10 protein-coding genes are annotated in these 13,545 nt (G+C 65.7%); 5 read left to right on the top strand and 5 right to left on the bottom strand.

Translation table 11 applies throughout. From position 1 onward, the window contains the following. Nucleotides 1-158: 158 nt before the first annotated feature. From RT551_RS07915 to RT551_RS07935, 5 genes are all read right to left on the bottom strand, one after another. The gene (locus RT551_RS07915; RefSeq protein ID WP_313457188.1) at nucleotides 159-536 is read right to left on the bottom strand and encodes a hypothetical protein; all 378 of its coding nucleotides are present in this window, start codon (nucleotides 534-536) and stop codon (nucleotides 159-161) included. Between the two features lie 46 nt (nucleotides 537-582). Continuing rightward, nucleotides 583-1,215 carry a M15 family metallopeptidase gene (locus RT551_RS07920; RefSeq protein WP_313457280.1) on the bottom strand — a complete coding sequence of 211 codons (633 nt, stop codon included), beginning with the start codon at nucleotides 1,213-1,215 and terminating at the stop codon, nucleotides 583-585. Nucleotides 1,216-1,309: 94 nt separating this feature from the next. Further along, nucleotides 1,310-2,923: a serine hydrolase domain-containing protein gene (locus tag RT551_RS07925; protein ID WP_313457190.1), complete on the bottom strand. Its 1,614-nt coding sequence runs from the start codon at nucleotides 2,921-2,923 to the stop codon at nucleotides 1,310-1,312. Next, nucleotides 2,923-5,949, bottom strand: coding sequence for a TonB-dependent receptor (locus tag RT551_RS07930; RefSeq protein ID WP_313457191.1), 3,027 nt, complete (start codon nucleotides 5,947-5,949; stop codon nucleotides 2,923-2,925). Before RT551_RS07930 ends, RT551_RS07925 begins: the two co-directional genes overlap by 1 nt. A gap of 41 nt (nucleotides 5,950-5,990) precedes the next feature. Then, a complete protein-coding gene (locus RT551_RS07935) occupies nucleotides 5,991-7,409 on the bottom strand; it encodes a transglutaminase-like domain-containing protein (protein WP_313457283.1) in 1,419 nt (472 codons plus the stop codon). A gap of 362 nt (nucleotides 7,410-7,771) precedes the next feature. Here RT551_RS07935 and RT551_RS07940 point away from each other — a divergent pair, with 362 nt between their 5' ends. The 5 genes from RT551_RS07940 to RT551_RS07960 all read left to right on the top strand — a co-directional run bounded on the left by RT551_RS07940 (nucleotide 7,772) and on the right by RT551_RS07960 (nucleotide 13,295). After that, entirely contained in the window at nucleotides 7,772-9,193 is a 1,422-nt protein-coding gene (locus RT551_RS07940) for an SH3 domain-containing protein (RefSeq protein WP_313457194.1), read from the top strand. Beyond that, nucleotides 9,193-10,299 (top strand): dipeptide epimerase, encoded by a 1,107-nt coding sequence (locus tag RT551_RS07945; protein ID WP_313457197.1) that lies wholly within the window; start codon nucleotides 9,193-9,195, stop codon nucleotides 10,297-10,299. Before RT551_RS07940 ends, RT551_RS07945 begins: the two co-directional genes overlap by 1 nt. Nucleotides 10,300-10,386: 87 nt before the next feature. Then, complete coding sequence (locus RT551_RS07950) at nucleotides 10,387-11,235, top strand: MurR/RpiR family transcriptional regulator (RefSeq protein WP_313457199.1); 849 nt, start codon at nucleotides 10,387-10,389, stop codon at nucleotides 11,233-11,235. Between the two features lie 15 nt (nucleotides 11,236-11,250). Next, entirely contained in the window at nucleotides 11,251-12,006 is a 756-nt protein-coding gene (locus tag RT551_RS07955; RefSeq protein WP_313457201.1) for a L,D-transpeptidase family protein, read from the top strand. Then, entirely contained in the window at nucleotides 12,003-13,295 is a 1,293-nt protein-coding gene (locus tag RT551_RS07960) for an amino acid permease (RefSeq protein ID WP_313457204.1), read from the top strand. Before RT551_RS07955 ends, RT551_RS07960 begins: the two co-directional genes overlap by 4 nt. The last annotated feature ends 250 nt before the right edge of the window (nucleotides 13,296-13,545 follow it).

The following is a 13,545-nucleotide window of genomic DNA, read 5'->3' on the forward strand; positions in this document are numbered from 1 at the left end:
ACCGCGTTTGTGAATCGATCTTGGGCTGCAACCGGCGTGCAGACGCGGTCTTAACCACCTACGCAGATGCGTGCATTACCGGCTCGGTTACGCGCAGGTGACAGGTCGGTAATGTGCGCATTCAGCGCGGCTTCGTTTAACGCGCACCGAACGGAAAATCAGTTCGAGGTCTCAGTTTTTTCGGCTGACCGGGAACTGAATATCACCCAGCCGAGTGCCACACCGGCGAGTGCACCGGCCACTTCAATGACCACGCGCGAGCCCAGTTCGTTGGGATCGTGGATGGTGGCCAGGTACATGCGCGCGTAGAACGGCGACTCCAGCCGCACGATGCCCATGTAGAACAGCTTCCAGGCGTCGATGCCGGCGCTGATGATGACGGCGATGAAGCAGGCCCAGCCGATGGCGTGGCCCATCGACCAGCCGGCCCAGCGGCACAGGCGCTGCCACAGGCTGTAGACCAGCAGACCAACGAGCAAAGCGATAAGGCCGGCTTCCAGGGTTCCCAGCAGTCCAAAGTGCAGCGGCAGATTCATTACGTTCCGGGCGAATGGCGTCCGCCGCCATTGTACGGGGCGGCGATCAGCGCACGGGGACGTCGTAGGCGGTTTTGGGGTCGGGCTCGGGGTCCAGGGTGTAATGCCACCATTCCAGCGGATAGTTCTTGAAGCCCTGCGCCTGCATGGCGCGCACCAGCCGCTGGCGGTTGTTGTACTGGTCGGGGGTGATCTGCGCGGTGTCGGTGTGGGCTTCGGGGCCGAAGTAGTCGAAGTCGGTGCCCATGTCCACATCGGTGCAGGTGCCGCTGCGGCAGTCCACCAGGCCGAGGTCGACCGTGGCCCCGCGGCTGTGGCCGGAGGTTTCGGCGATGTAGCCGCCCAGCAGCTGCGGTTTGTCGATGCCGGGGTACTGGATGGCTTTGCGTGAGAGCTCGGTGGGGTCGTTGGCCCAGTCGACGAAGGCCTGAACGGATTGCGCGGGGCGGTAGCAGTCGAAGAGCTTCAGGCCCAGGCCTTCGCTGCGCAGATCGGCTTCGACCTGGGCCAGTGCGCTGGCGGCGGGGGCCAGCAGCAGGCACTTGGGCGCTTCGTAGCCGGGCACGCTGCGGCCGGTGAAGTTGTTGCTGCCGGCGTAGCGCATGTCGAGCTGGATGTTGGGGGACAGCGTGGTGATGTCGACCAGGCCGGCTTGTTCGGCGGTGCGGACGAGGGCGATCTGAACGGGTTGGGCGTGGGCGGTGGTGGCGATCAGTGCAAGCAGAAGCACAGATGAAATGAAGGCCGCCGTAGGCGCGACCCCTGGTCGCGCATCACGTACACGGGCCGGTGCGGGTGAACTCGAGATCCTGATAGTCATAGCTGAAGTCGATATCCGGGTCGATGGCGCGCAGGCTGAGAGTCTGCGGGGTGGCCCCCAGCCGGGCAAGACCCGGCTCTACATGAGCGGGCGATACCTGCAGCCAGGGCTCGGCGTCCGCTTCGAGGGTATCCCACTGCACCAGCCAACGGGAATCGAGCTGCATCACGGTTCCGTGCAGGCGTGGGGCTTTTTCGACGGTGAAGCGGAGTTTTCCGTTTTCCGGGCAGAGGTGGGCGGTGCCCAGCCAGGGGTCCTGGTAGATGCCCTGCCAGGGGACGGTGGTGGGGGCTGGGGTGCGGGCGGTGGTGTCGGGGCGGGGTTTGCGGGTGGTGTGTTCGGATTCGATTTCGGTGATGTAGGTGGCGATGGTGGGCGCTTGGGAGCAACCGTAGAGCCACGCCCTGCGTGGCTGCGCGGTGTCTGACGCGGCCGATGTTGCCGGCGCAGGCGGTGGGTTGGTCGAAGCCACGCAGGGCGTGGCTCTACGGAGTGTGGCCTGCATCAGGACAGTTCTGGCGTTTTCGCCTTCGCCGTTTATGAGAATGACGACGCCGGTCTTGCTGTCCGGCAGCAACGCCAGCGAGGAATACGCGCCGCTCAACGTACCGGTGTGGGCCACCTTGAACTCACCGTCGAAATCCGACAGCCGCCAGCCATAGCCGTAGGCGGAGAAATGCGCGTTCTCCCAGCGCCGCTGGCGTTCGCCGAGGGGCATGGGCATGTGCGCGGTCCACAGCTGCCGGCGCTGTTCCGCATTGAGCCAGTCGGGCACAAGCGACGGGTCCAGCAGCACATGCATCCAACGGGTCATGTCGCGCAGGCTGCAGCGCACGCCGCCGGCGGCGAGCGAGGTCTGGGTGGGGTCGGTCTGGCAGCCGGTCATGCCGAGGGGTGTGAACAGTTCTTCCTGCAGGAGTACGTCGATGGGCTTGCCGGTTGCGGCGGCGGCGACTTCACCTGCCACCACGTACATCAGGTTGTCGTAGGCGTAGCCGCTGCGGAAGCTGGTGACGGGCTTGAGGTGGGCCAGGCCGGCGATGATGTCGGCGCGGGTGTAGGCGTTGGGCTCGGGCCACAGCATCAGGTCGCCCGCGCCGAGGCCGAGGCCGCTGTTGTGGATGAGCAGGTCGCGTACCTGCATGTGTTCGGTGACCCAGGGGTCGTGCATGCGGAACTGCGGCAGGTGCTTGATGACCGGGTCGTTCCAGTGCAACACGCCGCGCTGGACCAGGCGGGCCAGGACGGCGGCGGTCATGGCTTTGGTGTTGGAGGCGATCTTGAAGCGGGTTTGATCGGTGATGCCTTCACCGCGGGTGGCGGTGAAGGTGGTTTGGCCGTCTTCGATGACGGCCATGGCGATGCCTTCAACCGGGTAGTGCTGGACCGTTTGGTCCAGCAGTGGGGTGAAGGGGGTAGCAGACGCAATGGATGGGGTGAGAAGCAGGGCGTAGAGCCGGGCCATGCCCGGCTTGGTGGGATACCGCGGAAAAGCAGCCGGGCAAGGCCCGGCTCTACGGAAGATCGCCAACATCAATGCGGTCAGCCATTGATGGAAGATCGCCATCAGAAATTCCACGTCGCCTGCAACTGCGTATACCGCGGGGCCTGCCAACGGGTGCCGGTGTTGAACGTGCTCTCGCGGTACTGGCCCGGCTGGGCTTCATAGCGCTGGTGCACGTTGATGACGGTCTGGTTGTTGAACAGGTTGAACACCGACAGCCGCACGCTCAGGTCCACGCCTTCCACCGGCAGACGCCAGGTGACGTTCGCCCCCATGGTCCAGGTCCACGGCAGACGGCCGTACGCGCCGCGCGGGCTGTACTCGAACTGGCGCTGGGCGTAGTTGCCGGTGCAGTTGGCCACGCACAGCCAGCCGGTACCGCCGCCGCTGCTTTCGCTGCTGGTGCTGCCGCCGGCGGTGCTGTCGTTGGGCCACATCACGCCGAACGCGGTGACCGGGCCACCGGACTGCACCTGCAAGGTGGTGCCGAAGCTCCACTGCTCGCTCAGCGCATACGCGGCGCGGAACTTGAACTGATGGCGGAAGTCGTTGAACAGCACGCCATAACGTTCGTTGTTGGCCGGATGATCCCAGTGCTGGACCATGCCGGTGTCGCCGTAGCCGGTGTCCGAATTGACCGGGCCTTCGAAGTTGCCGTCGCTGCGCGACCACAGGTATGAGGCGTTGAACAGCCACTTCTCGTCCCACGCGCGGTCGATCTGGAATTCCAGCGCCTTGTAGGTGCGCTTGGGCTTGGAGTAGCCGACCACTTCGCCACTGCCGCCCTTGCGGTAACCGCTGTTGGCGGTGTCGATGGTGATCCAGCCTTCCTCGGCGCAGCCGATGCTGGAATCGCCCCAGATGGTCAGGCTTTCACCCGGGTTGGCGATCGGCCACAGGGTGGTGCCGGTCGGACCGCACGGGGTGTAGTTGAGACGCATGTCGTCCAGCGCGCGGGTCATGCGCCGATAGGTGGCGTTGACGCCCCACGACCAGGCCTGGTTGAGCATGCTCTGGAAGCCGAGGATGTATTCGTCCTGGTACACGGCCTTGAGGTCACGATCCACGCTCTGGCGCAGGTCGGCGGCACCGGTGTTCATGCGGGTGTCGCCCGGGCCGATCTGCTGGCCGATGATCGGCGCGGCATACGGGGCACCGGTGACCGGGTTGGCCTGGGTTTGCCAGCCATTGAGCACGTAGTAGCTGTACTCGTCGGTGAGGCCGCCGGCGAAGTTGACGTTGATGTTGTTGGTGACCGGCAGGTAATAGCGGCCGGCGTTACCGAACAGCTTGGTGGTGCCATCACCCTTCATGTCCCAGCTGAAGCCGAAGCGCGGGGCGATCAGGTCGTCCATTTTGATGAAGGCGTCGCCATCGGCGGTGCGGTTTTCGAAGCGGTCCCAGCGCACGCCCAGGTTGAGCATCAGGTTGGGGGTGATGTTCCAGATGTCTTCGAGGTAGAAGGCATTGGCTTCGGTTTCAAAGGTGCCACCGGACACGCGGTTGCGCGCGCGCAGCATCTCGGTCACGCCGGGCGGTACAAAGGCGTTGGCACCGTCCCATACCTCATCGCCCGGGCGCGCCACATAAGCGGTGTAGCTGAGCTGGGTGGGACCGGGGTAACGCGTGCTCTGCTCGGTGGTCATCATCTCGCGGTCGACACCGAAGCGCAGCAGGTGCGTGCCAAGCTGCCATTCGAAATCGAGGCGGGCCACATCGCGGGTGTCGTCACGTTCGGCGACGGCGGCACCGGTGGGGTGGCAGCCGGGGCGCAGGCCGTTGAGCTGGCCCAGGCGCGGGGCGTAGCTGGGGTCGGTGAACACCGGGCTGCACAGCTCGTCCAGCGAGGAACGGGTGAACGCACGCTGGTTGTTCTGGCCCACCATGGCGCGGGCGGTGAAGGTTTCACCGAAATGGCCGGTGTAGGTGGCCGACCAGTTCTTGCCGCCGGCTTCGGTGACCGAATCGCCGCCCCAGGCACCGATGACATTGTCGTCCCAGTCGTAGTTGTACGCGCCGGCGGTGGTTTCGGTTTCGTCGCTGAAGGCCAACAGGGCCAGGCTGTGGTTGTCGTTGATGTTCCAGTCGAGCTTGGTGCCCCAGAAGCCGTTGTCGGCTTCGTTCTTGAACCAGGTCAAGGCGTCGTTGGAGGTGTTGTGGCCGTTCTCGTCGCGCTTTTCATACATGGCGAACAGGAACAGCTTGTCCTTCACCACCGGGCCGCTGGCCCACACGTTGGTCTTGAAGAAGCTGCTGTCGTCCCGGCTGGCGTAGGAATGCGCGCTGCCGTCGCGATGGAAGTGGTCGCGGCCACTGGAACGCCACGCGGACGGTTCGGCGGTGACTTCAATACCGCCTTCAAAGTCGTTGCTGCCGGAGCGGGTCACCGCATTGATGACACCACCGGTGGAACGGCCGAATTCGACCGAGTAGCCGCCGGTCTTGACCTGAAACTCGTTGAAGAAGGCGAACGGTGCGCTGGAGAAGCCACGCCGGGTGTACATGTCGGTGACGTTGAGGCCGTTGATGAACACCGCGTTCTCGGCCACCGAGGAACCGGCGAACGACAGCCCGCCGAAGGTGGAGTTGCCGCCGACCACGCCCGGTGCAAGCAGCGCGACGGCGGAAAGATCCTGCGCCACCGGCAGGCGCGAGACTTCCTGGCGGTTGACGTTGAACGAGGTCTCGGTGGAGAACACGTCCACGCGGTTCACCACGCGGGTGCCGACGACCTGCAGCGCATCCAGGTTGACCACGTCGCCGCTGCTGGCCAGGTTGACGTTGGTGGTGCCGCCGACGGCCACGCTGACCGCCACGCTGTCGCCCAGGTTCTCGCCGTTGCGGCTGACCTGCAGGCGGTAATCACCCACCGGCAGCTGGCCCAGGCGGTAGGTGCCGTCGCTGCCGACGGTGACGCTGCGGCTGGCCCCGGTGCTGGTGCTGACCACGGTGACCTGGTCGCCGGCGGTGGCACGGCCGGCAACCGCACCGCTGACCGCCTGGGCCCAGGCGATGCCGGGAGCCACAACGCCAAGACATGCCCCGAGCGCGACGCACAGCGCCGCCCGCTTCAAACTGTTCGCTTTCATCCCCTGCTCTCTCCTGCAGATTGTGAAATGGTGGTGGTGGGTTATTTCATGTGCGACTGGAAGTCGTAGGTCCACTGGTCGTAGTACAGGTTGCCGCCGGACCACTCCACTTCACCGCGCTGGTTGTCGACCGTGTCCGAGCGCGGGTATTGCTTTGCCGGCGTCAACGGCCGGTCGTAATCGTCGTTGAAGGCAATGCGGTAGGCGTCCAGGCCGCCCATGTAGAAGTCGCGCAGCGCGGGCGTGCTGCTGTGCAGGCGGCCGGTGGTGACATCCATCGGCACCCAGCCGTACGGCGCGAGATACACCGCGCCCCAGTCGTGCAGGTTGTTGTAGCCCACCGCGTCGTCGGAATAGACCATGCCGGACTGCCAGCGCGCGGGAATGCCGTTCAGGCGCAGCAGCGTGATCAGCAGCAGGGTCTGCTGCCCGCAGTCGGCGTGGCCGGCATGCAGGGCGTAATCGCTGATGTTGGACAGGGTGGAGTATTCGCGTGCGCCGGCCCAGGGGATGCGGTCGACGGCGTCGAACAGTTTTTCGAAGATGCGGTAGGGGTTGGTTTCGTTGCCGACGACGCGCTGGGAGAACGCGCGCAGGGCCGGAGTGAACACCACGTGCGGGGCGCGTTCGGCGAGGTACGGCTGCAACGCCGGGTCGTTGGGCGTGGGCTGCACCTTGGCCGGGTCGATGTTGGTGTGGCGCGCGTAGACAGTGAGTTCGTAGCGGACTTCGAACTGTGTGGGCTGGCCGGCGACGGCCGGGGCCTGCAGGTAGGCGGTGCGCTGCTGGGTGTCTTCCGGGGCGATCTGCGCCTGCGCGGTGCCGCCGCTGCTGCCGAGGAAGCGGATGTTTTCCTGCTGGCCGGGGATGTGGCGTGGATATGGGATCCAGGCGCGCACGGTTTCGCCGGCGGGAACCGCGTCGGGTTTGACGGTGAGCGATTGGGTGACGGTGACTTTGCGCGGGGTGAGGGATAGCGGGCCCACGACCGTTGGTCGATACGAACGCGCGGCCGCCACGACTTCTTCATGGTGCGGCCCAAGCACTTCATACGGCCCGTCCTTCGGCACCGGCACACCCGGCGCGCGTCGGGCACGGGCTTCGGCACTCACCCGGAACAAATTCGACGGCGCGCGCTTGAACCAGCGGCGCTGGCCGTCGATATCCAGATGTTCCAGATGCCCCTGTGCATCCCAGCGGGCGAACTCGGCGTCGGTGAGATCGGGAATCTGCTTGCGCACCTGGGCCTGCGCGGCGGCAGCATCCAGCGTGAAGTCGAGGCGGATGCGACGCATGCGTTCGCGCTGGAAGCTGTAGGCGTCGCGCTGGTCCTGGCTGAGGTTGGCATCCGCCAGGGCGCGGCTGATTTTGGCTTCGGCCTGGGCGAAGTGGCCGGTGTCGATCTGGGTGATGAGATCCGGCAGCGCAGGCAGCGGCTGCGCGCACAGCGCCGGCGACACCAGCAGCAGGCAGGCTGCGGTGTGCCAGGCGAAGCGACGGAGCGGGTGCGGTTTGCGAACTGCGGATTCCACGGCGACACTTCCACAGGTGCGGGTGGTAATCGCTGTGTAACACGCGGCGGGTAGGTGGTCAATAATTTATTCTTGCTTTCAATCCGGAAAGGAATAAATATTCCATTGAGTTCTCTGGAGGGCGGGCGCTGATGGGTGGTGATGCTGGGTCGATGACACGCATGGCGTGTCACTACGGGGATCAGGCCGGGTCGCGAGTACGCAAGATGACGACGCGCGGGAATCAGGCCGGGTCGCGAGTGCGCGCGATGGCGGCGCGCGGGGGCCAGGCCGGGTTTCGGTTGCGGGCCATGGCGATGGTGCTGTTGCTGGCGGTGGCCGGTGCGGCTGGGGCACAGGACGCGGACCGGCCGCTTTCGGGGTATGGCGATGTCATTGAGCTGACCGACTCGTTCCTGTACCCGCAGTTCTGGTCCGGCCAGCAGGACCAAGGCGCGGGCGAGCCAGCGCTCGACCTTACCGAGGCGGACCGGATCCTGCTGAGCCGGACCGACATCGACGCGCAGAACGCGCGCATGCGGGCTGAAGATCCCTCCATCCACAACCTGGCGGGGCTGCCGGCTTCGCTGACGCGGGCCAAGGTGAAAGCCGACCTTGGGGCGCTTTCGCGCTGGCCGGACAAGCCGCTGTATGGCGAAGACGGTCAGCTCATCAGCGCCGAACAGCGCGCGTCCATCATTGCCAATGCCGGTGGCGACGCCATCGCGGCCACGCGCCCGCTGCAGTACGGGCTGGTAGTGCACCGCGCGGCGCTGCGGACCTTCCCGACCATGCTGCGGGTGTTCAGCCGCCCGGGTGATACCGATATCGATCGTTTCCAGGAATCGGCGCTGTTCCCGGGCGACGCGGTGGCGGTGCTGCATGAAAGCGCGGATGGCCAGTGGCTGTTCGTCACCAGCGAACGCTACACGGCGTGGATCGAAAAGCGCTTCGTCGGCGTGGGCGACAAGGCCACGGTGCTGGGCTACGGCGCAACGGAACACTACCGCGTGGTGACCGGGGCCACCGTATTCACCACGTTTACCCCGGAAGAGCCGCGGGTTTCGCGCCTGCAGCTGGACATGGGCGTTCGCCTGCCTGCGCTGGTCGACTGGCCGCTGCAGCAGCCGGTGAACGGCCAGCAGGCGCATGCCAGCTACGTGGTGCAGCTGCCGGTGCGCAACGACGATGGTTCGCTTGCCTTGGTGCCGGCGCTGATCGCGCGCTCACAGGACACCAGCGAAACCTATCTGGAACTGACCCCGCGCGACCTGTACGCGCAGGCGTTCAAGTTCCTGGGCGAACGCTACGGCTGGGGCCATTCGTATGACACCCGCGACTGCAGCGGCTTCGTCTCGGAGGTGTACCGCAGCTTCGGCATCCTGATGCCGCGCAATACCAGCGCGCAGGCAGTGAGCCCGGCGCTGGACCGCATTGCCTTCACCGCCAAGGACAGCAAAGCCAAGCGCATGGAGGCAGTGAAAAATCTGCAGCCCGGCGACCTGGTCTACATTCCGGGCCACGTGATGCTGACCCTGGGTCACTTCGGCGGCAACACCTGGATGATTCACGACACCGCCGGTGGCAGCTGGTTCGCACCGGACGGCACCCGCGTGCAGGCACACCTCAACGGCGTGTCGGTGACCCCGCTGGAGCCGATGATGGCCAGCGACACCGTGAGCTACATCGACCGCATCACCAACATCCAACGCATGCGCGCCAAGACCCCTTGATGAAAATCACCGATATCGAACTGGGCATGCTGCGCGTGCCGCTGAAAACGCCCTTCAAAACCGCGCTGCGCACGGTGGATACCGTGGAAGACGTGGTGGTGCTGATCCGCACCGACAGCGGCCACACCGGCTATGGCGAAGCGCCGGCGACGGCGGTGATCACCGGCGATACGCACGGGTCGATCATTGAAGCGATTGACCGCTTCATCAAGCCGCGCCTGCTGGGCCAGGACGTGGCCAACCTCAACCGCAACTGCGCGCTGGTGCAGTCGTCCATGGAACGCAACACCAGCGCCAAGGCGGCGGTGGAGATCGCCCTTTACGATTTATGGGCACAGCTGCACAACGCGCCGCTGTACCAGATGCTGGGCGGTGGCGACCCGGTGATCACCACCGACATCACCATCAGCGTGGACTACATCGACAAGATGGTGGCGGACTCGCTGTCCGCGATTGATCGTGGCTTCGAGTCGCTGAAGATCAAGGTGGGCAAGGACATCGGCCTGGACGTGGAGCGGGTGAAGGCGATTCACGCCGCGGTGCAGGGCCGCGCCCTGCTGCGCCTGGACGCCAACCAGGGCTGGACCGCCAAGCAGGCGGTGCAGGCGATGCGCACGCTGGAGGAAGCCGGCGTGGTACTGGAACTGCTGGAGCAGCCGGTGAAGGCGGCCGACATCAGCGGGCTGAAGTACGTCACCGACCGGGTGAACACGCCGGTGATGGCCGACGAGAGCGTGTTCAACCCGGGCCAGGTGTTCGACCTGATCCAGCAGCGCGCGGCGGACATCATCAACATCAAGCTGATGAAGACCGGCGGGCTGTCGAATGCGATCCGGATTGCGGATATTGCCGCCATCTACGGGGTGCCATGCATGATCGGCTGCATGATCGAGTCCAGCATCAGCGTGGCCGCGGCGGTGCACCTGGCGGTGGCCAAGAGCGATGTGATCACCAAGGTGGACCTGGACGGGCCGTCGCTGGGCCGGTTCAATCCGGTCACCGGGGGCGTGCATTTCAACGAATCCGAGATCACCATCAGTGATGCGCCGGGGTTGGGGATTACGGACGTTCAAGGACTGGAGATGATCAACCCGCCCCGCTGGTGACACCGTAGAGCCACGCCCTGCGTGGCTGCTTTCGGGCGATCATTGAACCGAAGCCACGCAGGGCGTGGCTCTACGTCGGATATTGAAATGCCCCCACTCCTCAAAATCCGTTCCGAGCGTGACCAGATGTCGGCGATCGAACGCCGCATTGGGGATTTCATTCTCGACAACGCACATCTGCTGCGCGACTACTCGTCGCAGCAGTTGGCCAGCGCGCTGGGGATCAGCCAGTCCAGCGTGGTCAAGTTCAGCCAGAAGCTGGGCTTCAAGGGCTACCCGGACCTGAAGTACTCGGTGGGCCAGGCGGTGGCGCGCGCGGGCAGCGACCCGCAGGCCGCGCCGCCAACGGGCGAGCCGGGCAATGGCTATGCGCAGCTGGGCGAGCGCCTGCGGCACAGCCGGCAGGCAGCCGATGACGAAACCCGGGTGGCCAATGCACAGGCCGATGTGGAGCGGATTGTGTCGATGCTGGACAGCGCGCCGAAGGTGTTCGTGTACGGGCTGGGCGACGATGGCCTGTATGCGCGCGAGTTCGCGATGCGGCTGTCGCTGCTGGGCATGCTGACGGTGCACCACGCCGACCCGATTCTGATGATGGCCAATCTGTCCGCGGTGCGGCCGGGCGACGTGCTGCTGGTGTTCTCGGAGTTCGGCAAGCTGCCGCAGCTGTACCAGCTGTCGCGCCAGTTCCAGGACATGGGCGGCAAGGTGGTGTCGATCACGCGCCACAGCGCCAACCCGCTGCGCGCGCACGCCGATGCGGCGCTGGTGGTGTGCGCGCACGACCCGGCCCCTTCGATGGCACAACTGTTGTACCGTTCAGCCTTGCAGTCGCTGCTGGACTTTCTGTTTGTTCTGCTCTGCCACGCCAACCCGGACCGGCATCGCCAGCTGGGGGTGAACCTGGAGCGGATTGAACACCTGATCGACACCTGATTTCTGGAGTTGACGATGCTGCCGTACCTGCGAACCGCTGTTGCCACCGTTGTGCTGGCCTGTGCCCTGCCCGCCTGGGCCGCCGATCCTCTGGAAGGCACCACCCAGCTGGTGGTGGTGACCACGGCTGACTGGGATGCCACCTCCGGCACGCTGCAGGCGTATGCGCGCACCGAAACCGGCTGGCGGCCGCAGGGTGACGCCTTCACGGTGGCGGTGGGTCGCAGCGGCAGCGCCTGGGGCACGGGCCTGCACCCGGCGCAGAAGGGCGGGCCGCAGAAGCAGGAAGGCGACGGCCGCAGCCCGGCCGGGATCTTCGCGATTGGCGAGGCGTTCGGCTATGCGGACAAGGTGACCACCTCCCTGCCCTACCAGCCGATGCTGGAAAGCAGCTACTGCATGGATGTGCCGGATTCGAAGTATTACAACCGCATCGTCGATGCGGACGTGGTGGGGGCCGAGGCGGTGGAGGGTTCCACCGAGCCGATGCGGCTGGACCTGCACAACAAGGGCGACGTGCGGTATCGCGAGGGCTTCGTGATCGAGCACAACCCGAAGGCGGTGCCGCGCGGCGGCAGCTGCATCTTTGCCCACCTGTGGCGCACCCCGGGTGAGGCCACCGCTGGCTGCACGGCGATGGAGCCGGCGCACATGACCACCCTGCTGGGCTGGCTGACGCCGGCGGCGCGGCCGCGTTTCGTGCTGCTGCCGAAGGCGCAGTACGCGCAGCTGCAGACGCAGTGGCAGCTGCCGGCATTGGGCGCACCATGAGCACACCTTCCGAACCGCAGCTGGAGCGTGCAGTCAGCCGCTGGCAGATTGTCGGGCTGTCGATCAACGACGTGATTGGCAGCGGGATCTACCTGCTGCCGGCGGCCACCGTGCTGTTGCTGGGGCCGTTCAGCCTGTGGGGCGTGGTGGCGGCGGGCATCGTGGTGGCGCTGCTGGTGCTGTGCTACGCGCAGGCGGCGAGCTACTTCGATGAGCCGGGCGGCAGCTATCTGTATGCGCGCGAGGCGTTCGGGCGCTTTGCCGGGTTCGAGATCGGCTGGATGATCTGGCTGACCCGGATCAGCTCGGCGGCGGCGTTGAGCAATGCGCTGGCCGATGCAGTGGCGCGGTTCTGGCCGTGGGCCGGGCATGACCTGGGCCGGGTGCTGGTGATCGTGGTGTCGCTGGGGTTTTTGACCGCGGTGAACGTGATGGGCGTGCGCTCGGCGGCGCGCACCGGCATCGTGCTGGTGATCGGCAAGCTGCTGCCGCTGCTGCTGTTCGTGCTGATTGGCGCGTTCTACGTGGACATGGACCTGGCGTTCTCGGGCCAGCGCCCCGACCCGCATGACCTGCAGCGCATGGGCGAGGCGGCGCTGTTGCTGCTGTACGCGTATGCGGGCTTCGAGAACATTCCAGCGGCGGCGGGCGAGTACCGCAACCCGAAGCGCGACATTCCGTTCGCGCTGATCACCATGATTGTGACGGTGACGGTGATCTACGGCGCGGTGCAGTTCATTGCGCAGGGCACGCTGCCCGGGCTGGCGGATTCGGCGACGCCGCTGGCGGATGCGGCGGCAGGGTTTGGCGGTGAGGCGCTGGCGCTGATTCTGACCGTGGGTGCGACGATTTCGATTCTGGGCACCAACAGCAACACGATGATGATGGGGCCGCGCTTCCTGTTTGCGCTGGCGCGCGATGGTTATGGGCCGAAGCTGCTGGCGCAGGTGCATCCGCGCTTCCGCACGCCGGCGGCGGCGATTGTGACCCAGGGCTTGATTGCGCTGGTGCTGGCGCTTTCAGGGTCGTTTGTGCAGCTGGCGTTGTTGTCGATGACGACGCGGTTGTTTGCGTATATCGGAACGGCGGCGGCGGTGATCGTGCTGGCGCGGCGTTTCCGAGATCGGCCGGGGGCGTTGAAGCTGCCGGGTGGGCCGTTGATTCCGATCCTGGCGCTGGTGCTGTGTCTGGCGTTGTTTGCCAGTGCGAGCTGGCAGAACATTGCGGCGGCGTTGATTGCGTTTGCGGTGGGCGGGGTGATTTATCTGTTGCCGCGGAAGGGCGAGTGATTTCGGCACCACAGTGGACGCGCATGGCGGGTTCTTGACTTCGTTCGGCATGGCATTGACACGCATGGCGTGTCACTACGCTACGTCGGTCGAATGATGATGGGGTCGAACGTTGACGGGTGTAGGGACGCGCCATGCGCGTCCATGGCGGTGTTGGCGATCGCATGAATGGCGTTTGATCCACCATTCACCCGCTGCGCCCATGGCGTTAACCTGCATACGGCTACGGTGAACCCTTACCCCACCGGAG

This window comes from Stenotrophomonas sp., from assembly GCF_032103445.1.
In the GTDB taxonomy this organism is placed as follows: Bacteria; Pseudomonadota; Gammaproteobacteria; order Xanthomonadales; family Xanthomonadaceae; genus Stenotrophomonas.

Bases quoted from the DNA above. Each gene is read 5' to 3' on its own strand.
- RT551_RS07915 (WP_313457188.1), bottom strand. From the start codon at position 536: ATGAATCTGCCGCTGCACTTTGGACTGCTGGGAACCCTGGAAGCCGGC.
- RT551_RS07925 (WP_313457190.1), bottom strand. From the start codon at position 2,923: ATGGCGATCTTCCATCAATGGCTGACCGCATTGATGTTGGCGATCTTC.
- RT551_RS07930 (WP_313457191.1), bottom strand. From the start codon at position 5,949: ATGAAAGCGAACAGTTTGAAGCGGGCGGCGCTGTGCGTCGCGCTCGGG.
- RT551_RS07940 (WP_313457194.1), top strand. From the start codon at position 7,772: ATGGCGATGGTGCTGTTGCTGGCGGTGGCCGGTGCGGCTGGGGCACAG.
- RT551_RS07945 (WP_313457197.1), top strand. From the start codon at position 9,193: ATGAAAATCACCGATATCGAACTGGGCATGCTGCGCGTGCCGCTGAAA.
- RT551_RS07950 (WP_313457199.1), top strand. From the start codon at position 10,387: ATGCCCCCACTCCTCAAAATCCGTTCCGAGCGTGACCAGATGTCGGCG.
- RT551_RS07955 (WP_313457201.1), top strand. From the start codon at position 11,251: ATGCTGCCGTACCTGCGAACCGCTGTTGCCACCGTTGTGCTGGCCTGT.
- RT551_RS07960 (WP_313457204.1), top strand. From the start codon at position 12,003: ATGAGCACACCTTCCGAACCGCAGCTGGAGCGTGCAGTCAGCCGCTGG.